22 protein-coding genes and 1 pseudogene are annotated in these 25,862 nt (G+C 64.9%); 11 read left to right on the top strand and 12 right to left on the bottom strand.

The features are described from left to right. Positions 1-214: 214 nt before the first annotated feature. From C0606_05685 to C0606_05675, 3 genes and pseudogenes are all read left to right on the top strand, one after another. Positions 215-1,360: pseudogene (locus tag C0606_05685) on the top strand (SAM-dependent methyltransferase). 57 nt (positions 1,361-1,417) lie between these two features. Next, positions 1,418-2,353: a diacylglycerol kinase gene (locus C0606_05680; GenBank protein ID PLX37763.1), complete on the top strand. Its 936-nt coding sequence runs from the start codon at positions 1,418-1,420 to the stop codon at positions 2,351-2,353. A 14-nt stretch (positions 2,354-2,367) separates the two neighbouring features. Further along, entirely contained in the window at positions 2,368-2,643 is a 276-nt protein-coding gene (locus C0606_05675) for a hypothetical protein (GenBank protein PLX37762.1), read from the top strand. A gap of 27 nt (positions 2,644-2,670) precedes the next feature. On the opposite strand, the gene C0606_05670 is transcribed toward C0606_05675, so the two are convergent. Continuing rightward, on the bottom strand, positions 2,671-4,476 hold the full coding sequence (locus C0606_05670) for an elongation factor 4 (GenBank protein PLX37761.1): 1,806 nt from the start codon (positions 4,474-4,476) through the stop codon (positions 2,671-2,673). Between C0606_05670 and C0606_05665 the strand changes: the two genes are divergently transcribed. Continuing rightward, a complete protein-coding gene (locus C0606_05665) occupies positions 4,424-5,257 on the top strand; it encodes a hypothetical protein (GenBank protein ID PLX38696.1) in 834 nt (277 codons plus the stop codon). The two genes, C0606_05670 and C0606_05665, sit on opposite strands and share 53 nt — an antisense overlap. A 130-nt stretch (positions 5,258-5,387) precedes the next feature. Continuing rightward, complete coding sequence (locus C0606_05660) at positions 5,388-6,401, top strand: rubrerythrin (protein PLX37760.1); 1,014 nt, start codon at positions 5,388-5,390, stop codon at positions 6,399-6,401. 32 nt (positions 6,402-6,433) lie between these two features. Here the strand turns inward: C0606_05660 and choV are convergent, their stop codons facing one another. The 3 genes from choV to C0606_05645 form a co-directional block, all read right to left on the bottom strand. After that, complete coding sequence (gene choV / locus C0606_05655) at positions 6,434-7,261, bottom strand: choline ABC transporter ATP-binding protein (protein PLX37759.1); 828 nt, start codon at positions 7,259-7,261, stop codon at positions 6,434-6,436. 13 nt (positions 7,262-7,274) lie between these two features. Beyond that, positions 7,275-8,126 carry a choline ABC transporter permease subunit gene (gene choW, locus C0606_05650; GenBank protein PLX37758.1) on the bottom strand — a complete coding sequence of 284 codons (852 nt, stop codon included), beginning with the start codon at positions 8,124-8,126 and terminating at the stop codon, positions 7,275-7,277. Between the two features lie 122 nt (positions 8,127-8,248). Further along, positions 8,249-9,196: a glycine/betaine ABC transporter substrate-binding protein gene (locus tag C0606_05645; GenBank protein PLX38695.1), complete on the bottom strand. Its 948-nt coding sequence runs from the start codon at positions 9,194-9,196 to the stop codon at positions 8,249-8,251. Positions 9,197-9,578: 382 nt separating this feature from the next. Here C0606_05645 and C0606_05640 point away from each other — a divergent pair, with 382 nt between their 5' ends. The 3 genes from C0606_05640 to betA are packed head-to-tail and all read left to right on the top strand — an operon-like array spanning position 9,579 to position 13,317. Beyond that, positions 9,579-10,178, top strand: a complete 600-nt coding sequence (locus C0606_05640; GenBank protein PLX37757.1) for a transcriptional regulator BetI — start codon at positions 9,579-9,581, stop codon at positions 10,176-10,178. Beyond that, positions 10,175-11,638 (top strand): betaine-aldehyde dehydrogenase, encoded by a 1,464-nt coding sequence (locus C0606_05635; protein PLX37756.1) that lies wholly within the window; start codon positions 10,175-10,177, stop codon positions 11,636-11,638. Before C0606_05640 ends, C0606_05635 begins: the two co-directional genes overlap by 4 nt. 26 nt (positions 11,639-11,664) lie before the next feature. Further along, a complete protein-coding gene (gene betA / locus C0606_05630) occupies positions 11,665-13,317 on the top strand; it encodes a choline dehydrogenase (protein ID PLX37755.1) in 1,653 nt (550 codons plus the stop codon). 258 nt (positions 13,318-13,575) lie between these two features. Here the strand turns inward: betA and C0606_05625 are convergent, their stop codons facing one another. From C0606_05625 to C0606_05590, 8 genes are all read right to left on the bottom strand, one after another. Beyond that, entirely contained in the window at positions 13,576-14,346 is a 771-nt protein-coding gene (locus C0606_05625; protein ID PLX37754.1) for a 2-deoxy-D-gluconate 3-dehydrogenase, read from the bottom strand. A gap of 10 nt (positions 14,347-14,356) precedes the next feature. Continuing rightward, entirely contained in the window at positions 14,357-15,988 is a 1,632-nt protein-coding gene (locus tag C0606_05620; GenBank protein ID PLX37753.1) for a 4-diphosphocytidyl-2C-methyl-D-erythritol kinase, read from the bottom strand. Next, positions 15,985-16,701, bottom strand: coding sequence for an XdhC/CoxF family protein (locus tag C0606_05615; GenBank protein PLX37752.1), 717 nt, complete (start codon positions 16,699-16,701; stop codon positions 15,985-15,987). The genes C0606_05620 and C0606_05615 overlap by 4 nt, the downstream gene beginning before the upstream one ends. A 4-nt stretch (positions 16,702-16,705) precedes the next feature. Continuing rightward, positions 16,706-17,338, bottom strand: a complete 633-nt coding sequence (locus C0606_05610) for an amino acid transporter (GenBank protein ID PLX37751.1) — start codon at positions 17,336-17,338, stop codon at positions 16,706-16,708. Between the two features lie 2 nt (positions 17,339-17,340). Further along, positions 17,341-17,691 carry an XdhC/CoxI family protein gene (locus C0606_05605; GenBank protein PLX37750.1) on the bottom strand — a complete coding sequence of 117 codons (351 nt, stop codon included), beginning with the start codon at positions 17,689-17,691 and terminating at the stop codon, positions 17,341-17,343. A gap of 95 nt (positions 17,692-17,786) precedes the next feature. Beyond that, a complete protein-coding gene (locus C0606_05600) occupies positions 17,787-18,563 on the bottom strand; it encodes a desaturase (GenBank protein ID PLX38694.1) in 777 nt (258 codons plus the stop codon). A gap of 202 nt (positions 18,564-18,765) precedes the next feature. Next, the gene (locus tag C0606_05595; GenBank protein PLX37749.1) at positions 18,766-20,379 is read right to left on the bottom strand and encodes a phosphoenolpyruvate carboxykinase (ATP); all 1,614 of its coding nucleotides are present in this window, start codon (positions 20,377-20,379) and stop codon (positions 18,766-18,768) included. Positions 20,380-20,705: 326 nt separating this feature from the next. Further along, entirely contained in the window at positions 20,706-21,458 is a 753-nt protein-coding gene (locus C0606_05590) for a pyridoxamine 5'-phosphate oxidase (GenBank protein PLX37748.1), read from the bottom strand. Between the two features lie 215 nt (positions 21,459-21,673). Between C0606_05590 and C0606_05585 the strand changes: the two genes are divergently transcribed. The 3 genes from C0606_05585 (at position 21,674) to C0606_05575 (ending at position 25,861) form a co-directional block, all read left to right on the top strand. After that, complete coding sequence (locus C0606_05585; GenBank protein PLX37747.1) at positions 21,674-23,089, top strand: hypothetical protein; 1,416 nt, start codon at positions 21,674-21,676, stop codon at positions 23,087-23,089. Between the two features lie 163 nt (positions 23,090-23,252). Continuing rightward, positions 23,253-23,954, top strand: coding sequence for a DNA-binding response regulator (locus C0606_05580; protein ID PLX37746.1), 702 nt, complete (start codon positions 23,253-23,255; stop codon positions 23,952-23,954). Positions 23,955-24,073: 119 nt separating this feature from the next. Then, complete coding sequence (locus C0606_05575) at positions 24,074-25,861, top strand: histidine kinase (protein ID PLX37745.1); 1,788 nt, start codon at positions 24,074-24,076, stop codon at positions 25,859-25,861. Position 25,862 lies beyond the last annotated feature (1 nt).

Raw genomic sequence — 25,862 nt, 5'->3', positions numbered from 1 at the left:
GAAAACGATCCAGAAGCGACCTCTGCGTTTATCCCGCAACCGGAGTATCGCCTTGGCAGGACGGAATAATTCTTCAACGGCTGTCTCCGCCGCGGACAAGCGATTGGATGCCGCGCGCGCCTTGCTTGAAGAGGTGCACAGCGCGCTCGACATACGCTTCGGCTTTCGTCTCTGGGACGGCTCGGTCGTCCGTGGCGAGGACGCGCCGTTCCTCATGGTGTTCAACGATCCAGGCGTCTTCGGCGCGTTGGCGCGTCGCCCCAGGCTGCAGACCCTCGTCGAGCTGTGGTGCGCCAGGCGCATCGATCTCGAAGGCGGCACCCTGTTCGAATTCAATGAGTACCGTCCGAGCGGCAAGATCTTCCGTCGGCTGAAAAAAGGGCGGCTTGCCCGGCTGATCTGGCCGTTTCTCCTCAAGGGCGACGATCACCGCGTCGCGGCAAGCGGCCTTGCGGATGCGGAAGGCGAGGCGAGCGGCTCTTCGGCAGAGGCGATCCGTCATCACTACGACGTCTCCAACGATTTCTACCGGCTCTTCCTCGACAGCCGCATGGTCTATTCCTGCGGCTACTTCACCGACTGGGCGAACGACGTCGAACAGGCGCAGATCGACAAGCTGGAGATGATCTGCCGCAAGCTGCGGCTCGAGCCGGGCGACCGTTTTCTCGATATCGGTTGCGGCTGGGGCGCGCTCGTCATCCACGCGGTGGAGAATTACGGCGTCACCGCCCATGGCGTGACCCTGTCGCAGGCGCAATACGATCTGGCGCGCGAACGCATCGCCGCAAAGGGTCTCGACGACCGCATCACCATCTAGTTGAAGCCGTTTCAGGATCTCACCGGTACTTTCGACAAGATCGCCTCGATCGGCATGTACGAGCATGTCGGCTTCGACCACCACGACGAGTATTTCGGCGCCGTCCGCCGGTTGCTGCGCCCGCGCGGCCTCTATCTCCACCACGCGATCACCCGCCGCGGCCGGCGCAGCGAACGCGCCTTCCGCCGCCGTGGCTCCGAATACAAGGCAATGGTGCATTACATTTTCCCCGGCGGCGAGGTCGACCACATCGGCTGGTCGTCGAAGATGCTCGAGACCTACGGGCTCGAGGTCTATGACGTCGAGAACTGGCGCGAGCACTATGAGCGCACCACCGCGCTGTGGGCCGAGCGGCTGGAAGCGCGCAAGGACGAGGCGATCGCCATGGTCGGTGAGCCGCGCTACCGACTGTGGATGCTGTATCTCACCGGCGTTTCGCTCGCCTTCCGGCGCGGCAGTCTGTTGATCTACCAGACGCTTTCAAGCCGCCGCGACAACGGCCCCTCGGGCCTGCCTCCGACGCGCGCCGATCTCTATCGATAGGCATTGGAAGGGAACCTGAAGACGCGATGGTCGTTTCGGCCACGTGGCCATCTGTAAATGCGATCGAGGTCGGGAATGCGCGGCGTCGCGATTCTGAACAGGCAAAGCGGCGGTTTACGCAAGATCGACGTCGATGGCTTCGCCGGGCGGCTCAGAGCGGCCTTTGCCGAAAAAGGACATCAGATCGTGCCTCGTCTTGTGAATGGCAGCGGTCTGAGCAACGCGCTCGAAGCTGCCGGCGCGGATGCCTCCTCCGAACTGCTCATCGCTGCCGGCGGCGATGGAACGCTGTCGGCGGCGGCGGCCGTTGCTCTGCGCACCGGCAAGGTGCTCGGCGTGCTGCCGGGCGGCACCATGAACCTCGTCTCCCGCTCCTTTGGTCTGCCGCAGAATATCGATGAGGCGCTTGCCGTGCTGGCGGCGGGCGAAGAAGGGAGCATCGATATCGCCACGGCCAATGGCCGCCCCTTCCTGCACGAGTTTTCCGTCGGTCTGCATCCAAGAATGGTGAAGACCCGCGAGAACTTCGACTATGCCTCGCGGTTTGGGAAAATGGTGGCATCGCTGCGCGCGCTCCTCGTCGTCGCCTCGCGCCCGAAGGGCTTTACCGTCGCGGTCGAGACAGATGCGATCGATAGCGGACACGAGCGCGACCGGGCGAGCCTTGTCGCCGTTTCAAATAATCTCTACGGCGAGGGCCATCTCCCCTTCGCCGACAGTCTCGAGGAGGGCGTGCTCGGCCTCTACCGGGTCGGCGTTTTGGCACCGCGCCACAATCTCCGCCTCACCAAGGACATGATCCTCGGCAAATGGAGAGAGAACCCGGACGTTGCGGTGTCGACGAGCACCCATGTGACGCTCCATTTCGAGCGTTTGCCGAACAAGCCGCACTGCATCATCGACGGGGAACTGCTGCCGCTTGAGCCGCGTGTCGCCCTGGCGATCCATCCCGGAGCGTTGCGTTGTCTCAAGCCGCGAACCGCGGAGCTTTGAGTAAAGAGTTTGGAATGTCCTGGAAGAGTGTTGTGATCGCAGTCATTGCCGCAATGATCGGCGCATCGGCGGGCGCTGCCGCTACCTATTGGCCAACCCGCGAGAAATGGACGGAGATCGGCCGCACGACCGGCGAGGTTCACGGTCGCGCCGAAGTCATGCAGGCGCTGTGTGGCTTTGCCGAAGGCGGTACGCCGCCGGATCGCGCGGCAGACTATGCCCTCAATGTGAAGGCGGAGAGCCTCGCGGTCTTCCGCACGGAGACCGGCCTGCGCGTCTACTGCAAATAGGGCGAAGCGGGCTCTGGCCTGGCCGCGCTAGTCATCCATCTTCAGAGCGTGGATGAAGGCGTCCTGCGGGATGTCGACCTTGCCGAACTGGCGCATCCGCTTCTTGCCTTCCTTCTGCTTTTCCAAAAGCTTGCGTTTGCGGGTGGCGTCGCCACCGTAACACTTTGCCGTGACGTCCTTGCGCAGCGCCGAGATCGTCTCGCGCGCGATCACCCGCCCGCCGATCGCCGCCTGGATCGGGATCTTGAACAGGTGCTGCGGGATCAGCTCTTTCAGCTTTTCGCACATCGCCCGCCCGCGTCGTTCCGCCTGACTCGCGTGGACCAGGACGGAGAGCGCGTCGACCGGCTCGGCGTTGACCAGGATCGACATCTTGACGAGGTTGCCGGCCTTGTAGTCGGTCAGGTGATAGTCGAACGAGGCGTAGCCCTTCGAGATCGATTTCAGCCGGTCGTAGAAGTCGAACACGACCTCGTTGAGCGGCAGATCGTAGGACACCATCGCTCGGCTGCCGGCGTAGGACAGGTCGACCTGCACGCCGCGCCGGTCCTGACAGAGCTTGAGGATGCCGCCGAGATATTCGTCCGGAGTCAGGATGGTCGCGCGCAGCCATGGTTCCTCGATCTCGGTGATCTTCACCGGATCGGGCATGTCGGCGGGGTTGTGCAGCTCCACCACGGAACCGTCGTTCAGCGACATGCGGTAGACCACCGACGGTGCGGTGGCGATCAGGTCGAGATTGAACTCGCGGCTGAGCCGTTCTTGCACGATTTCCAGATGCAGCAGGCCGAGGAAGCCGCAGCGGAAGCCGAAGCCGAGCGCCGCCGAGGTTTCCATCTCGTAGGAGAAGCTCGCATCGTTGAGGCGCAGCTTGCCAAGCGCCGAGCGCAGATCCTCGAACTCGTTGGCATCGACCGGGAACAGGCCGCAGAACACCACCGGCTGGGCCGGGCGGAAACCTGAAAGCGGTTCGGCGCAGGGCTTCTTGTCTTCGGTGATCGTATCGCCGACGCGGGTGTCGGCCACTTCCTTGATCGAGGCGATGAGGAAGCCGATCTCGCCGGGGCCGAGCGCATCGACCTCGAGCAGCTTCGGCGTGAACACGCCGACCTTGTCGAGATCGTAGGCCGCGCCCGTGCCCATCATCTTGATGCGCTGGCCCTTCTTCATCTTGCCGTCGATGATGCGCACCAGAACGACGACGCCGAGATAGGTGTCGTACCAGGAATCGACCAGCGCGGCCTTCAGCGGCGCGTCCGGGTCGCCCTGCGGTGCCGGCAGGCGTTCGACGACCGCCGTGAGAACCTTGTCGATACCAATGCCGGTTTTCGCCGAAATCTCCACCGCATCCGAGGCGTCGAGGCCGATGACGTCCTCGATCTGCTGACGTATCCGCTCGGGTTCCGCCGCCGGCAGGTCGATCTTGTTCAGCACCGGCACGATCTCGTGATCGTTGTCGAGCGCCTGATAGACATTCGCAAGCGTCTGCGCCTCGACGCCCTGACTGGCATCGACGATCAGCAGCGATCCTTCGCAGGCCGCCAGCGAGCGGTTCACCTCATAGGCGAAGTCGACGTGGCCCGGCGTGTCGATCAGGTTCAGCGTGTAGGTCTTGCCGTCGGTGTGATGATACAGCAGGCGCACGGTCTGCGCCTTGATCGTGATGCCCCGCTCGCGCTCGATATCCATGGAATCGAGCACCTGATCCTTCATCTCGCGATCGGCCAGCCCGCCGGTCTTGTGAATCAGGCGGTCGGCAAGGGTCGACTTGCCGTGGTCGATGTGGGCGATGATCGCGAAGTTGCGAATATTGTCGATGGAATGCGTGGTCATGCGCGTCCATTACCACTCCCCCGGATCGCCGCCAAGCGTCAGAAACAGACGGGAGGCGCGAAAAACCGCTTTTTGTCGCCGTTTTGACCCGCGCCGGACACGCCGGGCTTCAATCGTGGGCGGCAAAGTGGATTCGCCCGGCTGCCGCGGACATCGCGTAGCCCCGTCATCGCCGGTTTCGAGATGCGTGAACTCACCTGTGGAAATCCCGCGAAGAGCGGCTTTCCACGCGCCGAAGTGCCTTGCGCAAAACAGGAATTCGGGATATGCATCGCGCATGCAACAGGATGTTCTTGGCGCTCGGCTAGCCATTTTAGCCGCTGCGATATCGGATCTGACGACTGCGGAGTTCGACGAGTTGTCGCCGTCGGCGGCAGCCGCTCTGATCACCATCAGAAAACGCGAGCCGATCGCGATTCAGGACATCGCCGCCCATGTCGGGCTCACCCATTCCGCGACCGTGCGGCTGATCGACCGGCTTGAAAAGGACTGGCTGGTCCGCCGTCTGCGCCGCCGTGGCCGCGAAGTGCAGGTCGAGGCGACCGCCCGCGGCAAGCGCCGTGCACGTGACATCGCCAGGAAGCGCGTCGCCGCGGTTGCCGCCCTGACCGAGGGGCTCGACGGCGAACTTGCCGACAATCTTCTCGAAGCCGTCGAGGCCTTGCTCGTGCGGATGGTCGAAAATGGCGTCGATCCGGCGCGGCTGTGCCGGTTCAGCGACGATGACGACTGTCAGGACCTGCTTTCCGCGGGCGCATCATCCCAGCCTGATGGCCGCTAACCCCTCTGGGCGGATGCGCGACACACCCTATGTCAGGGACTTGGTGCGCCGCCGTCTTGCCGCTTGATTGACGCAGCGCCGCGCGGCACGCTCCCACCAACACCTTGCTGATCCAACGGACGTTCGAGCCATGCTCCAATTCACCACCAAGCGACGCTTCTCCGATCTCAACGAGGCCGAAATCCTGTCGCTCGCCATTTCGGCGGAAGAGGAAGATGGCCGCATCTACGGCGAGTTCGCCGACGCCGCGCGCGCCGACTACCCGTCGGTTGCCGAGATGTTCGACGAGATGGCGGCGGAAGAAAACGAGCATCGGCGCTGGCTGATCGACACCTTCGACAAGAAGTACGGCACGCGTTTGCCGCCGATCAAGCGCGAGGATGTCGCCGGCTTCATCCAGCGCAAGCCGTGGTGGGTGGTGCGCGCGCGCGGCGTTGAGGCGATGCGCAGCCACGCCGCCGACATGGAGGCCGAGGCCCAGACCTTCTATCTGCGCGCCGCCGAGCGCTCCCGCGATACCGAAATCCGCAAGCTGCTCGGCGACCTCGCCGAAGCTGAGCGGCATCACGAACATCGCGCCGAGGAACTCGAGGGCGAACACCTCACTGAAGAGGCGATCGAGACGGAAGACGCCGCCGCGCGTCGCCGGTTCCTGCTGCAGGTGGTGCAGCCGGGGCTCGCCGGCCTGATGGATGGCTCGGTGTCGACGCTGGCGCCGCTGTTTGCCGCCGCCTTTGCCACCCAGAACAACTGGGAGACCTTCCTTGTCGGTCTGGCGGCTTCCGTCGGCGCCGGCATTTCCATGGGCTTTGCCGAGGCACTGTCCGACGACGGGTCGCTGACCGGGCGCGGCAGCCCGTGGATCCGTGGTTTCGCGTCCGGCATCATGACCACCGTCGGCGGCATCGGCCACACGCTGCCCTATCTGATCCCCGCCGCGCTGACCATGACGCTCGGCGGCATCGCGTTCTCCGGCTTCGGACTGGCGACGCTGCTCGCCGTGCTCGTGGTGATCGTCGAATTGTGGGCAATCGCCTGGATCCGCTGGAAGTACATGGACACGCCGTTCCTTGCGGCCTCGTTCCAGATCGTCATCGGCGGTGTGCTGGTCTTCCTTGCCGGCATAATCATCGGTAACGCCTGACGGGCGTCGCCACCTGCCGCAGGCCGCTCCCGTTACCCGTCGTGCATGTGGGCGACGAACTCGCGCACATAGTCGTTCGCCGGGTTTTCCAGGATTTCCTGCGGCGTGCCGTGCTGGACGATGCGGCCGCCTTCCATGATGGCGATGTGCTTGCCGATCTTGGTCGCCTCGCCGAGGTCGTGGCTGACGAACAGAACCGTCTTGCCGAGCTTCGCCTGTAGTTCGATCAACTCGTCCTGCAGTCGCGAGCGGATCAGCGGATCAAGCGCCGAGAACGGTTCGTCCATCAAGAGAATGTCGGCGTCGGTGGCGAGCGCGCGCGCCAGGCCAACGCGCTGCTGCATGCCACCTGACAGCTCGTGGGCATATTTGTCGGCCCAGTCGGCAAGACCGACCGTCTCCAGCTTGTCCTTGACGGCCGCCGCGATCGCCTCGGAGCTTTCGCCGCGCACTTCGAGCCCGAAAGCGACGTTTTCCGCCACCGTGCGCCACGGCAGCAGTGCGAATTGCTGGAACACCATGGCGCAGCGCTGACGCCGCACCTCGCGCAGCTTCGTCGCGTCGCAGGAGGCGACATCGATCATGCTGTCGCCTGATGAAATCAGCACCTTGCCACGGGCGACCTTGTTGAGGCCGTTGGCAGCGCGCAGAAGCGTCGACTTGCCGGAGCCGGACAGCCCCATCAAAACGCAGATCTCACCCTGCTCGACCGACAGGGAGGCGCCGGCGCAGCCGAGCACCTGACCGGTCTCGTCGAGAATTTGCTCGCGCGTCATGCCTTGATCGATGAGGGGGAGGGCGCGGCCCGGTTCCTCGCCGAAGACGATGTCGACATTTTCAAAGCGGATGGCGGTGGTCATCGCGTCTCTCCGCTCAATTGTCGCTGCCCGGGCGTTCCGGCCGGCGGAACACACGGTCGAGCAGGATGGCGACGATGACGATTGCCAAGCCAGCCTCGAAGCCCTTGGCGATGTTGACCGTATTCAGCGCGCGCAGCACCGGCACGCCGAGGCCGTTGGCGCCGACAAGGGCTGCGATCACCACCATCGACAGGCTGAGCATGATGCACTGGGTAAGCCCGGCCATGATGGTCGGCATGGCGTGCGGCAGCTCGATCTTGAACAGCAGTTGGGTGGGGGTGCACCCGAACGCCTGACCGGCCTCGATCAGCGGTTTCGGTGTCGACTTGATGCCGAGCGTGGTTAGGCGGATCGGTGCCGGAATGGCGAAGATGACGGTCGAGATCAGGCCCGGCACGACGCCGAGGCCGAACAGGATCAGCGTCGGGATCAGATAGGCAAAGGTCGGCAGCGTCTGCATCAGGTCGAGCACCGGTCGCAACGCCGCCTCGAGCCAGGGGCGATGCGCGGCGGCAATGCCGATCGGCACACCGACGACCATGCACAGCACGGTGGCGAAGATCACCAGCGACAATGTCGCGAGCGTCTCGTCCCAGTAGCCGAGATTGATGATGAGGAGGAGGCCGAGGACGATCGAGACGGAAAGCACCCAGCTGCGCCGGACCCAATAGGCAATCGCCGCGAAGACGACGACCAGAAGGAGGGCCGGGACGGCCAGCAGCACATCGATCAGCCCTTCGATGAGGAACTTCAGGCCGTCGGAAAAGGCATCGAGAAACACCGACGCCCAGTCATTGAACGCGTCGACGCCGTGTTCGACCCATTTGCCGAGCGGGATCTTGTGCTCCGTCAGCCATTCGAGCATTGCGGTCCGTCCCCCTTGCGGTGCAGCGCGGGCGCGCCCGGACCCCGTCGCCGGGCGCCGCCATTCGTGGGATGCCGCCGGCTCACCGATATCTCACGGCAAACCGGCGGCGATCGGGGGAATTACAGGCCGAGCTTGGCCTTGACCGCGGCCATCGCGTCGCCGCCGTCCATGGTGGTGACGCCGGCGAGCCAGCCGTCGAGCACGGCCGGGTTGGCCTTCAGCCAGTTGGTGGCCGCGACGTTCGGCTCGGCGCCGTCATTGAGGATCGCGCCCATGATCTCGTTTTCCATCGCCAGCGAGAAGACGAGGTTGTTGAGCAGCGCGCCGACATTCGGGCATTCGGTGGTGTAGCCCTTGCGGATGTTGGTGTAGACGGTGGCGCCGCCGAAGTTCGGGCCGAACACGTCATCGCCGCCCGACAGATAGGCCATTTCGAAATTGGCGTTCATCGGGTGCGGTTCCCAGCCGAGGAAGACGACGGCTTCTTCCTTCTTCACCGAGCGCGCGACCTGCGACAGCATGCCGGCTTCGGAGGACTCGACGACTTCGAAGCCCTTCAGGCCGAACATGTCCTTCTCGATCATGTCGAGGATCAGCCGGTTGCCGTCATTGCCCGGCTCGATGCCGTAGATCTTGCCCTCGAGCTGGTCCTTGAACTTGGCGATGTCGGCGAAGTCTTTCAGGCCGGCGTCGTAGGTGTATTTCGGCACGGCGAGCGTGTACTTGGCACCCTCCAGATTGACCCGCAGCGTCTCCACCGAGCCGTCTTCGCGATACGGCTTGATGTCGTTTTCCATGGTCGGCATCCAGTTGCCGAGGAAGATGTCGATGTCGCCGTTCTTCAGCGAGCGGTAGGTGACCGGAACCGACAGCAGCTTGGCTTCCGGCTCATAGCCGAGCGCTTCGAGCACCACCGAGGTCGCCGCCGTGGTTGCCGTGATGTCGGTCCAGCCGACGTCGGAAAAGCGCACCGCCTTGCACGAGGCCGGTTCGGCGGCCTGCGCGGAGCCGAGAGCAAAAATGCCGAGCGCGGCAGCGCCGAACAGCTTTGCGAGAGTGGAGGCCATTGTCGTTTCTCCCTTTTTGACGCTCATCCGGGCTTCGCCCGCGATGGTCCCTGAATGCTGATCCCCTGTGTCGGCGGAGCGTGATCCGCCGCTTTTCGTGCCTGAACAAACCACCCTTGCCCGAAGCGATCAAGCGCTGGGCGCGAAAACCCACGATGCCCGGATCGCGGGCAGGCAATTCGCATGCGTGGACCGGTTTCCCTTGCCGGCAATGTGCGGTCGCTTGCCGCGACGCTTTGTCCCCGCATTCCAGTCAATCACCCGAGGTCAGCGCCGGCAAGTTTTTATTGATTGACGCGTCAATTAAAAATAATCTGGTGGGAGCAGCGAACGCGTCGCAGACGGCCGCGCTGCATCGAAATTCCGAATTTGCGAGGGCGCTATGCCGAAAGTTGGAATGGAGCCGATTCGGCGCCGGGCGCTGATCGAGGCCGCAATCGCCGAGATTCACGCGCGCGGGTCGCTCGATGTCACCGTCGGCCACATCGCCGAGCGCGCCAAGGTCTCGTCCGGCCTGGCGCACCACTATTTCGGCAACAAGGCGCAGCTCCTGACTGCGACCATGCGCCATCTGCTGGCCGAACTCAGAACCGCAGTCGCCGCGCGGTTGCGCGCTGCCGCCACCCCGCGTGCCCGGTTGCAGGCGGTGATCGAGGGCAGCTTCGCGCCCGACCAGTTCCAGCCGGCGGTGATCTCGGCCTGGCTCGCCTTCTACGCCGAAGCGCAATCCTCCGAACCGGTGGGCCGGTTGCTGCGCCTCTATGGCCGGCGTCTGCATTCGAACCTGATGGATGCGCTGACCCCGATGGTGCCGCGCGCCGATGCCGAACGCATCGCGGAAGGCACCGCGGCGCTGATCGACGGCTTCTGGCTGCGTCAGGCACTCGGTCACCGCGCCTCCGACCGGCTGCACGCGGTCGCGATGCTTGAGAACTACGTCGAAACCCAGCTTGCCGCCGCCGACAGGGGAGAAACCCGATGACCACCGTTCAGCCGAAGGGCTCGCACTACATCGGCGGCAGCTTCGTCACCGGCGCCGGCGACGCCCATGCCGACCGCTACCCGGCGACCGGCGAGGTGATCGCCGAAATCCGTTACGCGACACCGGCCGAGGTCGAAAGCGCCGTCGAGGCCGCGAAAAAGGGCGCTAAGGTCTGGGCAAAGACGCCGGGCTCCGAGCGCGCCAGGGTACTGCACCGCGCGGCCGAGATCATGCGCGAACGCAACACGCCGCTGTCGCGGCTCGAAACCCTCGACACCGGCAAGCCGATCCAGGAAACGCTGGTCGCCGATGCGGCCTCGGGCGCCGATTGTTTCGACTATTTCGCCGGCCTTGCCGGCAGCCTTGCCGGCGAGCACATCGATCTCGGTGACGACTTCATCTACACCCGTCGCGAACCGCTCGGCATCGTCGCCGCCATCGGAGCCTGGAACTATCCGATCCAGATCGCCTCGTGGAAGGCAGCGCCCGCACTCGCCTGCGGCAATGCGGTGATCTTCAAGCCGTCCGAGGTGACGCCGCTGTCGGCGCTGGCGCTCGCCGAAATCCTCACCGAAGCGGGCCTGCCCGACGGTGTCTTCAACGTCCTGCAGGGCGCTGGCGAGGTCGGCCGCACGCTCGTTACCCATCCCGATATCGCCAAGGTCTCTCTGACCGGCGAGGTTGGCACCGGCAAGCGTGTGATGGCGGACGCGTCGGGCACGCTGAAGCACGTCACGCTCGAACTCGGCGGTAAGTCGCCCATCCTCGTCTTCGAGGATGCCGATCTCGATTCCGCCGTCGGCGGTGCCATGCTCGGCAACTTCTATTCCTCCGGCCAGGTCTGCTCGAACGGCACCCGCGTCTTCGTCCATGAAAGCGTCAAGGACGCCTTCCTCGAAAAACTCGTCGCCCGTACCAAAGCGCTGAAGATCGGCGATCCGCTCGATCCCGAGACCCATATCGGTCCGCTGATTTCCGCCGAGCACATGGAAAAGGTGCTGATGTACATGGATGCCGGCAAGGCCGAGGCGCGCTGCGTCGCCGGCGGTGGCCGCGTCGCCGTACCCGGTCTCGACAACGGCTATTTCGTCGCCCCGACCATCTTCGATGCGACCGGCGGCGAGGAAGCCCGCATCGTCCGCGAGGAGATCTTCGGACCCGTTCTGACCGTGCTTTCGTTCAGCGACGAGGCCGAGGTGATCGCGCGGGCAAACGCGACCCCGTTCGGGCTTGCGGCCGGCGTCTTCACCCGTGATCTCGCCCGCGCCCACCGCACGGTCGCCGCGCTCGAGGCCGGCACCTGCTGGATCAACACCTACAATCTGACGCCGATCGCGATGCCCTTCGGCGGCGTCAAACAGTCGGGGCTTGGCCGCGAAAACGGCACCGCCGCGCTCGACCACTATTCGCAGATCAAGAGCGTCTACGTCGCCATGGGGCCCGTCGACGCGCCTTACTAATAAAAGCCCAGGAAAGGGCTTGAACCATGGAATTCGATTTCGTCATCGTCGGCGCCGGCTCGGCCGGCTCGGTCCTTGCCAATCGCCTCAGCGAGGATGGCCGCCATTCCGTCTGCGTGCTCGAATTCGGCGGCACCGATGTCGGCCCGCTGATCCAGATGCCGGCCGCACTGTCCTACCCGATGAATATGAGCCTCTACGACTGGGGCTTCGAAAGCGAACCGGAACCCGGTCTCGGCGGCCGCCGGCTCGCCGTGCCGCGCGGCAAGGTGCTCGGCGGTTCGTCGTCGATCAATGGCATGGTCTATGTGCGCGGTCACGCGATGGACTTCGACACCTGGAGCGAGATGGGCGCGCGCGGTTGGTCGTTCGCGGAGGTGCTGCCCTATTTCCAGCGGCTTGAGACGAGCCACGGCGGCGAGGCCGGCTGGCGCGGGACCGACGGGCCGATGCACGTCACCCGCGGACGGCGCTGGACGCCGCTGTTCGATGCCTTCATCGATGCCGGCGGCGAGGCCGGCTTCGAACTCACCGACGATTATAACGGCGCCAAGCAGGAAGGCTTCGGCGTCATGGAACAGACCATCTGGCAGGGTCGGCGCTGGTCAGCGGCGAACGCCTATCTGACCCCGGCGCGTGAGCGTCAGAACCTCACCGTGATGACCCGCGCCCGCGCCCGCCGCGTGCTGTTCGAGGACGGCCGCGCTATCGGCGTCGAGTTCGAGCACAGGGGCGCCATCGAGACCGTCCGCGCCCGCCGCGAGGTCGTGCTGTCGGCAAGCGCGATCAACTCGCCGGTGCTGCTGATGCGTTCCGGCATTGGCGACGGCGCCGAGCTCGCCGGCCACAACATCCCCGTGGTCAGCAATCGCCGTGGCGTCGGCAAGAACCTGCAGGACCATCTGGAACTCTATATCCAGATGCTCTGCACAAAGCCGATCACCCTCTACAAGCACCTCAATCTGTTCTCGAAGGCGCTGATCGGGCTTGAATGGCTACTGAAAAAGACCGGCCATGGCGCGACCAACCATTTCGAGGCCTGCGCCTTCGTGCGCTCGCGTGCCGGCATCCCCTATCCCGATCTGCAGTACCACTTCCTGCCGGTTGCCATCCGCTATGACGGCCGCTCGCCGGCGAAGGACCACGGTTTCCAGGCTCATGTCGGGCCGATGCGCTCGAAGAGCCGGGGCAGGGTGCGCCTCAACGGCGCTGCAGGCGCCGGCAAGCCCTCGATCCTGTTCAACTATATGAGCCACGAGGACGACTGGGCCGAGTTCCGCACCGCGATCCGCTTAACGCGCGAGATCTTCGGTCAGAAGGCCTTCGACGACTATCGGGGCGCCGAGATCGCGCCGGGCGCGGACAAGACATCGGATGCCGATCTCGACGACTTCATCCGCGAGCATGTCGAAAGCGCCTATCACCCCTGCGGCACCTGCCGTATGGGAGCGGCCGACGACCCCGATGCCGTGGTCGACCACGAGTGCCGCGTAATCGGCGTCGACGGTCTGCGCGTCATCGATTCCTCGATCTTCCCGCAGATCACCAACGGCAACCTCAACGGTCCGAGCCTGATGGTCGGCGAAAAGGGCGCCGACATGCTGCTCGGCCGCACGCCGTTGCCGCCGTCGAATCTCGAGCCGTGGATTCATCCCGACTGGCAGCACGCGCAGAGATAGCGCGTATTCCCGAAAAGTGGGAACCGGTTTTCGGACAAGAATTCGCGAGAAAAAACAAAGCGTTGGGTCGCATAGCTGTTTGGGCAGGGAAGAGCCTTTGAAACTCCCGTCATGCCGGGCGGAGACCCGGCATCCATTGCCCGCTTCGACACGGTATGCCGGCACATTTACAGACAGCCAACGCCATTGGATGCCGGATCAAGTCCGGCATGACGCCGTGCTTGGGGAGGCGATGGAATGCCAACCGACGCACTTTTTCTACAGATCCGACACCAGATGCCCGCCGTCGACGGTCAGCACCGTTCCGGTCATGAAGGACGAGGCGTCGGTCGCAAGCAGCATGAACGGTCCGTCCAGTTCCGGCAGGTTTCCGATACGTCGCATGGGGATGCGCGCGACCATCTTCTCGCCGGCGGCGGTGTCGAAATAGCCGGCATTGATTTCCGTCTCGAAATAGCCCGGCGCCAGCGCGTTGACGCGGATGTTGTGGCGCGCCCATTCGAGCGCCAACGCCTTCGTCATCTGAATGATCGCGGCTTTCGAAACCGAATAGGGTGCAAGCCCGGCCGACACGCCGAAACCGAGGATCGACGCGGTGTTGATGACGATGCCCGGCTCGCCGTTCTCGCGCCACTGCCGTGCGGTCGAGACCGCCATCTGCCAGGGGCCGCGCAGATTGACGTTCATGACGTCGTCAAAGTCCGCAAGCTTGGTATCGAGGGCGAGGCCGCCGCCTGAAACACCGGCATTGTTGACCAGCACGTCGAGCCCGTCGAACGTCTGGAAGGCCTTCGCCGCGCAGGCTTTGATCGAGGCCGGATCGCTGACGTCGAGCGACACCGCCAGCGCGCTTGCCGCACCGGCCTCGCGTAGCTCTCCGACCAGCTTTTCAAGCCGCTCGCGTCGACGCGCCGCAACCGCGACATGCGCCCCACAGCGCGCGGCCAGAAGCGCCAGATGGGCGCCGATGCCGCTCGATGCCCCGGTGATCAGCAGCCGCTTGCCGGCGAGTTTTTGTCCGAGATCCATGCTCGTTTCCTCAATCTTGTTCTTTTTTGGGGAGCTGCCCGCCCGCGGCCGCCAGCGCTTCCGGTGTGTCGATGTCGAGCGCGACACCAGCGCCGATTTCCACTTCGGCGATGGCGTCGGGATAGCGGCCAAGCACATGGCGCGCGCCGACATCGCCGGTGATGGCTTTCAATTCGTCGAAGAACCGTCGCGACCACAAAACCGGGTTGCCGCGCTTCTTCTCGAATGTCGGCAGCACGATCAGCGCGCCCGCTGCGGGATCGTAGGCTGCGATCAGCCGGTCGACGATTTCCGGCGTCACCTGCGGCATGTCGGCGAGCATGACGACGACCGCGTCGACATCGTCGGGCAGCGCGGCAAGCCCGGTCGCGAGCGAGGTCGAAAGTCCGTCGGCGAAATCGGGGTTATGCGCAAAGGCGACGTCGAGGTCGGCAAGCGCGGCGTGCACCGTCTCGGGCTCGTGACCGGTGACGACGGTCACGGACGTTGCCGCACTCGCCAACGCCGCCTCCGCCGCGATACGGACCATCGGCTTGCCGCCGATCGTGCTGGCGAGTTTGTTGGCCGCACCCATGCGGCGCGACTGGCCGGCGGCAAGCACGAGCGCCGCGACTTTCGGCGCACCGCTGCTTTCCACCGGCACTTCGCGCGGCTGCGGCCGCGACACGATTTCCATCAGGAGCCCCCCGACGCCCATCCCGGTGATGTCGTCTGTGGTGACCGGCACGCCGGCGAGAAGCCGCGCCAGCACCCAGTCGAAACCGTTCTCCTTCGGGCTGCGGGCGCAACCCGGCGCGCCAAGCACCGGCAGTCCGTCCAGATCGGCGACCAGGAGCAGATTGCCCGGATCGACCGGCATGCCGAAATGGACAATCGCACCGCCGGCCGCCTCGATGCCGGCGGGAAGCACGTCGCGCCGGTCGACGACGGCGGATGCACCGAACATCACGATGAGGTCGACGCCCATGCCTTTCAGGACACCAAGCGCGCCCGCCACCGCCGCTTCGTCATGGGCGATGCGTTCATCGGCGACGATGGTCGCGCCGGCGGGCGCCAGCCGTTCGCCGAGTACGCGCAATGTCTTTTCAACGATCGACGGTTTGAGCCCCGGTAGCAGCGTCGAGATCACCCCGACCTTCAGTGCCCTGAACGGCAGAACCTCGATCAGCGGACCGGTTTCGCCGAGATCGGTAAGCGCGGCATCGAGCGCGCCGCCGGGCACCGCATAGGGGATGATCTTGACGGTGGCGATAAGCCGGCCGTCCTCGACGGCCTCGAAGTCGGCGAGCGTTGCCACGGTGATCGCCGGATCGCGTCGGTTGAGCCGGTCGATGCCGGCCTTGTCGACCCGCAACAGTCCGGCGGCCCCGGCATGCAGATTGACCCGGCCGGTGAACGGCGCCTCGGTAACGGCGTTGCCGCCGGCAAACGCCGCGGCGAGGCGTTTCGCAGCCTCGTCCTCATGCACGTCGCCGGGCTCCAGCCGCGCAACGATGACCTCGCTGTGGCCGGCCGCCTTGAGCCGTTCGATGTCGGCGGCGCCGAGCACCGTGCCCTTCTTGATCGCGCCTTTGGTCAGGCCGAGCGAATGGGCAAGGATCGCGCCCTCAGCGTTGTCGACTGAGACCGGGCCGAACTTCACCCGTTCGCTCCGTCACGCGGCTTACGCAGCGCTTCGATGATCTGCGCGAGCACCGAGACGGCGATCTCGGCCGGGCTTGCGGCGCCGATATCGAGCCCGATCGGCGCGTTGATGCGCGCAAGTGTCGCCGCGTCGAGCCCGGCTTCGCTCAGCCGGTCGATGCGTTTTGCGTGCGTCTTGCGGCTGCCGAGCGCACCGACATAGAAGCAGCCCGTGGTGAGCGCCGCCTTCAGCGGTTCGTCGTCGATCTTCGGATCGTGCGTCACGGCGGCAAGCGCGGTGTAGCGGTCGAAGGCGAGGCGATCCATCACGTCGACCGGCCATTCGGCCAAGAGCGTCATGTTCGGAAAGCGCTCGGGCGTCGCAAAGGCGGTGCGCGGATCGACAATCAGCACGTCGAGCCCGGCAATCGCCGCCATCGGCGCAAGCGCCTGCGAGATGTGCACTGCGCCGACGATGACGAGGCGCGGCGGCGGCACGTGCACGGTGAGGAACAGCCGGCGCGGTTCGTCGCCTGCTGCGCCCTCGACCTCGATCATGCCGGATTTGGCCGAGCGAAAGCGCCGCGTCAGTTCCTCGCCGAGCAGATCGCCGGCAAGGTCGTCGCTGTCGAGCACCAGCCGGTCCTCGCTGCCATCCATCGCGGTCACGCGGATGACGGCCTTGCGTGCCCGTCGGGCCGCATTCATCCGGTTGAGAAGATCGATCTCCATGGGGTCAGCTCCTCTCGGCCGCCAGTTTGACGCCAAGCCCGATCAAGAGCGCGCCGCCGGCCTTGCGCAAGCCGTTCTGCCAGCGGGTCGAGCGCGACAGTCGCCGCGCCACTTCGGACGCGAAGAACACCGTCACCAGATCGGCCGAGCTGAACGACACATTGACGATCATGCCGAGGATCAGGAATTGCATCCAGATCGGGAAGGCGGCGGCGGGATCGACGAATTGCGGCAGGAAGGCAATGAAGAAAAGCGCCACTTTCGGGTTCAGAAGCTCGACGATGACGCTGTCGAAAAAGGCCCGCTTTGCCGAGCGCGGCGGCAGCTCCGGCACCGGTTCGCCGGGACGGGACTTACTGCGGAACATCTGGATGCCGAGCCAGACGAGATAGGCACCGCCGGCCAGTTTCAGCGCCGCATAGAGCGTCGGCACCAGCGCGAACAGTGCGGACAGGCCAAGCACGGCGCCGAGCACATGCACATAGCAGCCGACATGGATGCCGAGCGCGGCGAGAAGGCCAGCGCGGCGGCCGCGCGAGATCGTCTGCGCGGCGGTGTAGAGCAGCGCTGGGCCGGGCATATAGGCAAACAGCAGTGTCGCCAGCGCGAAGGCGTAAAGCGTTTCAATCGGCGCCATGATCAGTGCGCGCTCCCGGTCAGCGGTTCGACGAAGACGCGGATGCGTCCGCCGCAGGAAAGCCCGACCCGCCAGGCGGTCTCGTCGGCGACGCCGAATTCGAGCATGCGCGGCTTGCCGTCGGCGATCACGTCGAGTGCTTCGGTGATCACCGCGCCCTCGACACAGCCGCCTGAAACCGAGCCCTCGAAATTGCCTTCCTCGTCGATGACGAGCGGCGAGCCGACCGGACGCGGCGCCGAGCCCCAGGTCTCGACGACGGTCGCAAGCGCTACTGCGCGGCCCTCGGCGCACCAGGTTTCGGCGACGGCGAGCGGGTCGCCCAGTTCGGTTGCCGCATCAGTGTCGGACATCAAAAATCCTCCCCGCACGCGCCCGGGACGGGCCGTGCAATTTGCCTACTGTCTTCGTTTCGCGGGCGTTACGCAATCGCCCGCAACAGGGGAGGTTATCTTTTCACCTTGGCGAGCCGTCGCGCCGGTTCCGTCGTGCCGGTTTCCTCGATTTCCCTGACGATCTGGTCGTAATTCGGGTGAAGCGTGCCGAACAGCCGGTCCCACATCGAGGTGAAATTGCCGAAATTGTAGTGGAACTCGGAATGGTGCAGGTCGTGATAGGTGGTGCAGACCATGATCGAGGGCCAGCGCGCACTGCGCGAGGCGAAGAACTCGAATCCGCTGTGGCCGATCATGCCGGTCACCTGGTCGTACAGCCGGTGCACGATGAGCAGTTCGATCGGCAGCGGCAGCACGAACAGCACCAGCGCGTAAAAGCTGTGCGACAGAAGCGTGTCGACAACAGAGGAGGAATCGTTGCTCCACGGCGTCGGCGCGACGCTGCGGTGGTGCAGCAGATGGAACGGGTAGAGCGGCTTGGTGTGCAGGCCCCAATGGGCGAAGAAGAACCACGCGTCGAACAGCGCCATCGAGGCGAGCAGGCAGAGATAGGCCTGCCAGTCGGTGAGGCCGTACGGCGCGATCGTCCAGCCCTTTGCCTGCGCGAACATGCCGAAGGAAAGGAGCCCGCTCGAGGTGATGACGGCGGGCATCGCGGCGAGGATTTCCTTGTTGGTGCGGTGTTCGCCGGTGCGCTTCTGGATACGCCGGTCGGGATGGCGCTTGTTGAGCGCGGTCAGCACGAAGCCGACGGGGAAGATGACCGCCAGATGGGCGGCAAGAACCAGCGCCCACCACAGGAAGAAACCGGCGATATCGCCGCCGAACATGGTCGCATCGATCACGAAACACTCTCCTCGCGCCGCCGCGCGGCTCTCAGCTGTTCGGATAGGTATGTCGTCCCCGTGGCGCGACCTTAGCGGATCATCGCCGGCAAATCACGCGCCCATCCCGGCTATTCGCCGGCGCTGCGGCAATAAAAAAGGCCCGCCAAAGCGGCGGGCCTTTCGATCTCGAGGATGCGGCCGAAATCTATTCCGCGGCCGCCTTCACGCTCGGCGCCGCGTCGCGCACGGCGGCGTCGACATGGGTCTCGAACTTGGCGAAGTTGTCGACGAACATCTGCACCAGCTTGGCCGCCTGCGCGTCGTAGGCGTCCTTGTCGTCCCAGGTGCTGCGCGGATCGAGGATCGAGGTGTCGACGTCATGGACGGCGACCGGAACCTCGAAGCCGAAGGACGGGTCGGTGCGGAATTCGACATTCTTCAGCGAACCGTCGAGCGCGGCGGTGAGCAGCGCGCGGGTTTCCTTGATCGGCATGCGGTGGCCGGTGCCGTAGGCGCCGCCGGTCCAGCCGGTGTTGACCAGCCAGCAATCGACGTCGTGCTCGGCGATGTGCTCGCGCAGGAGGTTGCCGTAGACCGACGGGTGACGCGGCATGAACGGACCGCCGAAGCAGGTCGAGAAGGTCGCCTGCGGTTCGGTGATGCCCTTTTCCGTGCCGGCGACCTTGGCGGTGTAGCCCGACAGGAAGTGGTACATCGCCTGCGCCGGCGTCAGCTTGGAGATCGGCGGCAGCACGCCGAAGGCATCCGCCGTCAGCATGATGATGTTCTTCGGATGCGGCGCCTGGCCGGTGTCGCTCGCGTTCGGGATGAAGTGGATCGGATACCCGCCACGGGTGTTTTCCGTCTTCGAGCCGTCATCGAAATCCGGCGTGCCGGTTTCCGGGTCGAGCACGACGTTTTCCATCACCGCGCCGAAGCGCTGGCAGGCTTCGTGGATTTCCGGTTCGGCTTCCGCCGACAGCTTGATCATCTTGGCGTAGCAGCCGCCTTCGAAGTTGAAGACGCCGTCCGCGCCCCAGCCGTGCTCGTCGTCGCCGATCAGGGTGCGGCTCGCGTCGGCCGACAGGGTCGTCTTGCCGGTGCCCGACAGGCCGAAGAAGATCGCCGCGTCGCCGGCCGGGCCGACATTGGCCGAGCAGTGCATCGGCATCACCTTCTGCGGCGGCAGCAGGTAGTTGAGCATTGTGAAGACGGACTTCTTGATCTCGCCGGCATAGGAGGTGCCGCCGATCAGCACGAGCTTGTTCTCGAAGTCGCAGGCAATCACCGTCTCGGTGCGGCAGCCGTGCCGCTCGGGATCGGCGCGGAAGCTCGGCAGGTCGATAATGGTCAGTTCCGGGTCGAACGACGCGAGATCGTCATCGGACGGGCGGATCAGAAGATTGCGAATGAACAGATTGTGCCAGGCGAACTCCGAGAACACCCGGGTCGGCAGGCGATAGCGCGGGTCGGCGCCGCCGAACAGATCCTGCGCGAACAGCTCCAGCCCCTTGGCGTGTTCCATGAAGTCGGCATAGAGGACGTCGAAATGCGCCCGGCTCATCGGCGCGTTGTTGTCCCACCACACCTGATCCTCGGTGCCGTCTTCGCGTACGACGAACTTGTCCTTCGCCGAACGGCCGGTGTGAACGCCGGTCTCGACCACCAGAGCGCCGCCGGAGGCGAGCACACCTTCGCCGCGCCGGATCGACTCGCCGTAGAGCGCGGGCTCCTTGTAGTTCCAATGGACCGCGGCGAGCTCTTTCAGGCCGATCATATCGGCCCCTGCCGCCGGATTGCGTTTGCCGGTTTCCTGCACGACTCTATCTCCCTGTCGTAGTCGCAACCACCATGCGCGCGGACGCGCACAACCTCCTCATTTCCAAGCCCTCGCTGTCCGCGAACGCTGGAAACGCCAAATCCCAGACGACATTCCATACCGCCCGCCCGCAGGAAAACCGCGCCTTCGGAAATTATCCGGGCCGGTCATTCGCACGCGCGCACGAAAATGCCGCAACGCACCGTAGTAAAGTGACTTAGGGGACACAAGGCAGTCTATCGTCGTAAAATCGTCATTGGGCCGCATTGATCTATCTTAAAACCCGGCGGCGTTTTCCCGCAGTGCACCCGATTTTTGCGATGCACCTAAGTGCGCCGTTTTTCAAGCCATCCCAGCAGCATATCGCCCGACAGAACCGGCGTATCGAAATCAAGCCGCGCCGTGCGGTTGCCGGCAACGAGATCGAGGCCGGCCGGATCGCAGCCGATCGCGTTCCAGACCGCGCCGCTGTCGGCCGGATTGCCGGCAAGCGCTGCGACGGTCTGTGCGTGGTCCCGGTTGATCGTTTCGAGCAGCGATTCTTCCTCGGTGATCAGCGCTTCGGCGCCGGCGGTCTCGATCAGGAGGTCCGAAGGCGCGAGGTCGACGATCCGCCCGAACCCGGCGACCAGATGGGCATCGTCGAGCGCCATCCGGTAGAAGGCGAAATCGCTGAAGCCGGCATAGAGCGCGGCATCCGGCTGGCGGGCGAGGAAGCGGCGCCGTGTGACGTCCAGATTGGCGGCATCGCCCGACAGACGCTCCAGACGTCCCGACAGGGTCACCCGGGTACCGGTCAGCGGATCGCCGTCCACATGGGTGTCGTAGAGCAGCGAGGCGCGCACATCGGCGGCGAGATTACGGCTGTGCACGGCAAGGTCCGACAGGAGAAGGATCGGCGAGCCGTCGGGGTCGGTCGCGACCGTCACCAGTGAGGCATAGGGCGCGCCACCGCGCAATGTGGCGAGTGCGGCGGTGCGCGACAGCCGCACCAGGCGCCGGCTTTCGTCGGCTGCGGAGAAATTGTCCTGTGTCATAGTTTGGGAGCCTAACCCAAGCTTGCGCACAGGCAATGCCATTGTCGGTCTTTGCGGCAAAGATCGGTGACGATTTGTGATCGCATTCTCACTCGCGGTGTCGCAAAGCTTTGGCTATTGTGACCGCGCGCCCTTCATGGCGCGTGGCGGTTTCCGGCGATGCCGACGCACTTGCCCACTTAAGTGCCGAGGCACTTGTCCCTACGAGCGACGATGCGCTCGCCCCGAACAGATGTGCCGGAAGGAAGCCGCCCCGCATGAGACGTCCGACCACGATTCATTCCGACGCCGTCGGTGACGAGCCGATGGCGCTCGGTCATCACATCAAGCGCACCTTCGAGCTTGCCGCGCCGATCATCGTCGCGCGCACCGCGATGATCGTCATGTTCACCGTCGATACGATCATGACCGGCTGGGCCGGCTCGACCGAGCTTGCCTATATCGGCCTCGGCATCGCCCCGCAGCTCGTTCTCATGCTGATCTCGATCGGCGCGCTGCAGTCGACCGTTGTGTTGACCGCGCAGGCCGTCGGTGCAGGCGAGGCGGAACGTGCCGGCGCCATCCTGCTGGCCTCGCAGCTTCATGCCCTGCTGCTCGGCATCATGATCTTCATCTTCTCGTTCTTCGCCGAGCCCTTCTTCCTCGCCACCGGCCAGCTCCCGGAGCTGGCTGCAGGCGCCGCCGTCGTGACGCAGCAATTCGCCTGGGGCTCGCCGGCCGTTCTGCTGTTCGTTGCGACCAATCTGTTCCTCGAGGCGACCGGCCATCCGCGCATCGGCATGTGGATCATGCTCGGCGCGAACGTCGTCAACGTGTTGTTGAACGGCATTCTGGCGCTCGGCTGGTTCGGCTTCGTCGAGCCGCTCGGCGCCGAAGGCGCCGTGATCGCCAGTTCGTCGCTGCGCTGGGTCGCCTTCGCCGTGTCCTTCGGCGTCATCCTCATTCTCGCCCGCCGCCATGGCGATCCATTCGGCGTGCTTGCCGCCTTCGCGGAATCGAAGCCGCTGCGCACCTCGCTGACCGGCCCGGTCGGCAAGCGCATCCGCAGCATCGGCCTGCCGATGGGCCTTGCCCAGGGCGTCGAGAGCGCCGCCTTCGCGACTGTCGTCCTCATCGCCGGCACGCTCGGCAAGACCGCCGCCGCCGCCCATCAGGTCACCATGTCGCTGCTGACGCTCGTCTTCATGATGGCGATCGGCACAGCGGGCGCGACCGCGATCCGCGTCGGCAATGCGGTTGGCCGCGGCAACCGGGTCGATACCGCGCGCGCCGGCTGGACCGGGATAAGCATCGGCGCGGTCTTACCGATTCCCTTCGCGATCCTGTTCATTTCGTCGCCGAACACCGCGGCGCGGATCTTCACCGACGATCCGGCGGTGCTGGCGATCACCAGCCAGACCATTTTCGTCGCCGGTTTCGCCCTGTCCGCCGATGCCGCGATGGGCGTCGCCACGGGTGCCTTGCGCGGTGCCGGTGATGTCTGGGCGGCGCTGATCATGCAATCGGCCGCCTTCTGGTGTGTTGGCATACCGTCTGCCTTCGCGCTCGCGATCTATGCCGGTTATGGCCCGCCGGGGTTGTTTGCCGCCATCGTCATCGGCATCTATACGTCGCTGATGATGCTTCTGCCGCGTTTCGCCTACATCACAAAAGGCGAAATCCGCCGCGCCTGAGGGCGCGTTTCGGGGTCGCAAAAGTGGGGTGACAGCACCATTTGTCCCGCGCAAGCGGCTGGAGTATGGTTGCGCGCCTTAATTTCGCGCGGTTTTGCACGGATTCGAGCCTTCGGGCGCGTAGCAAAGCGTCCGCCCGAGTATCCATTGAACGGTTTTGCCCATGCCCACCATTGCCCTCGTCGACGACGACCGCAACATTCTCACCTCGGTGTCCATCGCTCTTGAGTCCGAGGGCTACCGCGTCGAGACCTATACCGACGGTGCTTCGGCGCTGGACGGCCTGTCCGCCCGCCCGCCCGATCTCGCCATTCTCGACATCAAGATGCCGCGTATGGACGGTATGGAGCTGCTGCGCCGATTGCGCCAGAAAACCGACATGCCGGTGATCTTCCTCACCTCCAAGGACGAGGAAATCGACGAGCTGTTCGGCCTCAAGATGGGCGCCGACGATTTCATCCACAAGCCGTTCTCGCAGCGTCTGTTGGTGGAGCGGGTCAAGGCGGTTCTGCGCCGCGTCCAGCCGCGCGAAGCGACCGGCCCGAAGGCGGTCAATTCCTCGTCGAATATCGAACGCGGCCAGCTGATGATGGATCAGGAGCGGCACACCTGCACCTGGCAGGGGCTGCCGGTGACGTTGACGGTCACCGAATTCCTCATTCTGTATGCGCTGGCGCAGCGCCCGGGTGTGGTCAAGAGCCGCAACGCGCTGATGGATGCCGCCTATGACGATCAGGTCTATGTTGATGACCGCACGATCGACAGCCATATCAAGCGTCTGCGCAAGAAGTTCAAATCGGTGGACGACAATTTCGACATGATCGAAACCCTGTATGGTGTCGGCTACCGGTTCAAGGAAATCTGAGGGCGCCGGAATTGGCATCCCGCGGACCGGTATGACCTTGAACGGGGCGCGTTGGCGCAGGCCGCCGGCGTCGCGATCCGCGCCGATGCCGGACCATTCATGACCCGACGGCGGACCCGATGACGGCTGAACCGCAAGCCGAAAAGGCACAACAGGAAAAGCGCCGGCCCGGCCTGTGGTCGCGGCTGCGTCGACGCACGGGTGCGCGGCTTTCCCGCCTGTTCGGACGCTACGGCTTTTCCAGCATCACCCGCCGCATTCTTGTTCTGAACCTCGCCGGCCTCCTCGCCATGGTGCTCGGCATCCTCTACCTCAACCAGTTCCGCGCCGGGCTGATCGACGCCCGCGTCGAAAGCCTGCTGACCCAGGGCGAGATCATTGCCGGCGCGATTTCCGCCTCGACCACCATCGACAGCGATGCGATCGCGATCGACCCCGACCGGCTGCTCGAGATGCAGGCCGGCGAGAGCATCGCACCGGTCGAGGAATCCCTGCAGGCGCTTGATTTCCCGATCGATCCGCAGCGCGTCGCGCCGATCCTGCGCCGCCTGATCTCGCCGACGAAGACGCGCGCCCGCATCTACGATCAGGACGGCATCTTGCTGCTCGATTCGCGCATGCTGATGAGCCGCGGTCAGATCCTGCGCTTCGATCTGCCGCCGCCGAAGGCCGAGGAACCCGGCTTTTTCGACGAGATGTGGCACCATCTCCGCATGTGGCTGCGCAGCGCCGATATGCCGATCTACAACGAGCTCGGCAGCGCCAACGGCAAGGGCTACCCGGAAGTGGAGACCGCGCTGGCCGGTTCGCCGGCGGGCATCGTGCGCGTCAGTGAGACGGGCGAGTTGATCGTCCTCGTCGCGGTTCCGGTGAAGCGCTTCCGCACCGTGCTCGGCGCGCTCTTGTTGTCGACACAGGGCGGCGACATCGATGCCATCGTGCGTGCCGAGCGCTGGGCGATCTTTCGCGTCTTTCTGGTTGCCGCGACTGTCACAATGATGCTGTCGATCATCCTCGCCGGCACCATCGCGGCGCCCCTGCGTCGGCTTGCGGCGGCGGCCGAGCGGGTGCGTCGCGGCATCAAGGCGCGCGAGGAGATCCCCGACTTCTCCGACCGCAACGACGAAATCGGCAACCTCTCGCAGGCGCTGAGAGTGATGACCAATTCGCTCTACGATCGCATCGCAGCCATCGAGAGCTTTGCCGCCGATGTGGCGCATGAGCTGAAGAACCCGCTGACTTCGCTGCGCAGCGCCGTCGAAACGCTGCCGCTGGCGAAGTCGGACGAGTCCCGCGACCGGCTCACCGAGATCATCCAGCATGACGTGCGCCGCCTCGACCGGTTGATCAGCGACATCTCGGATGCCTCGCGGCTCGATGCCGAACTTGCTCGCGCCGATGCCGAACCGGTCGATATCGCCCAGTTGCTGATTGCCGTGACCAACGTCGCCGCCGATTTGCGCCAGGATCGGGGGGCGGCGATCGAGCTCCATCTCGAGCCGACGCCGGACGAGAAGCACAGCCAGTTCATGGTCAGCGGCAATGACAGCCGGCTCGCCCAGGTGATCACCAATCTGATCGACAACGCCCGCTCGTTCTCGCCGCCCGATGGAGTTGTGCGGGTATCGGCGCGGCGCGATCGCAAATTCATCGAGATAGCCGTCGAGGATGACGGCCCGGGCATTCGCGCCGAGCAGGTCGAACGCATCTTCGAACGGTTCTATACCGATCGCCCCGAACAGGAGGGCTTCGGCAACAATTCCGGCCTCGGCTTGTCGATCTCACGACAGATTGTCGAAGCGCATCGCGGCACGATTATCGCGTCGAACCGAACCGAGCGCGATCCCGAAACCGGCGAAAAGACGGTCAGCGGCGCCCGCTTCGTCGTTCGCCTGCCGGCGGGGTGAT

The sequence above is a fragment of the Hyphomicrobiales bacterium genome (assembly GCA_002869065.1).
In the GTDB taxonomy this organism is placed as follows: domain Bacteria; phylum Pseudomonadota; class Alphaproteobacteria; order Rhizobiales; family Rhodobiaceae; genus Rhodobium.
The sequence above is the reverse complement of the archived record's forward strand: the minus strand, read 5'-3'. Positions and strand labels throughout refer to the sequence as shown.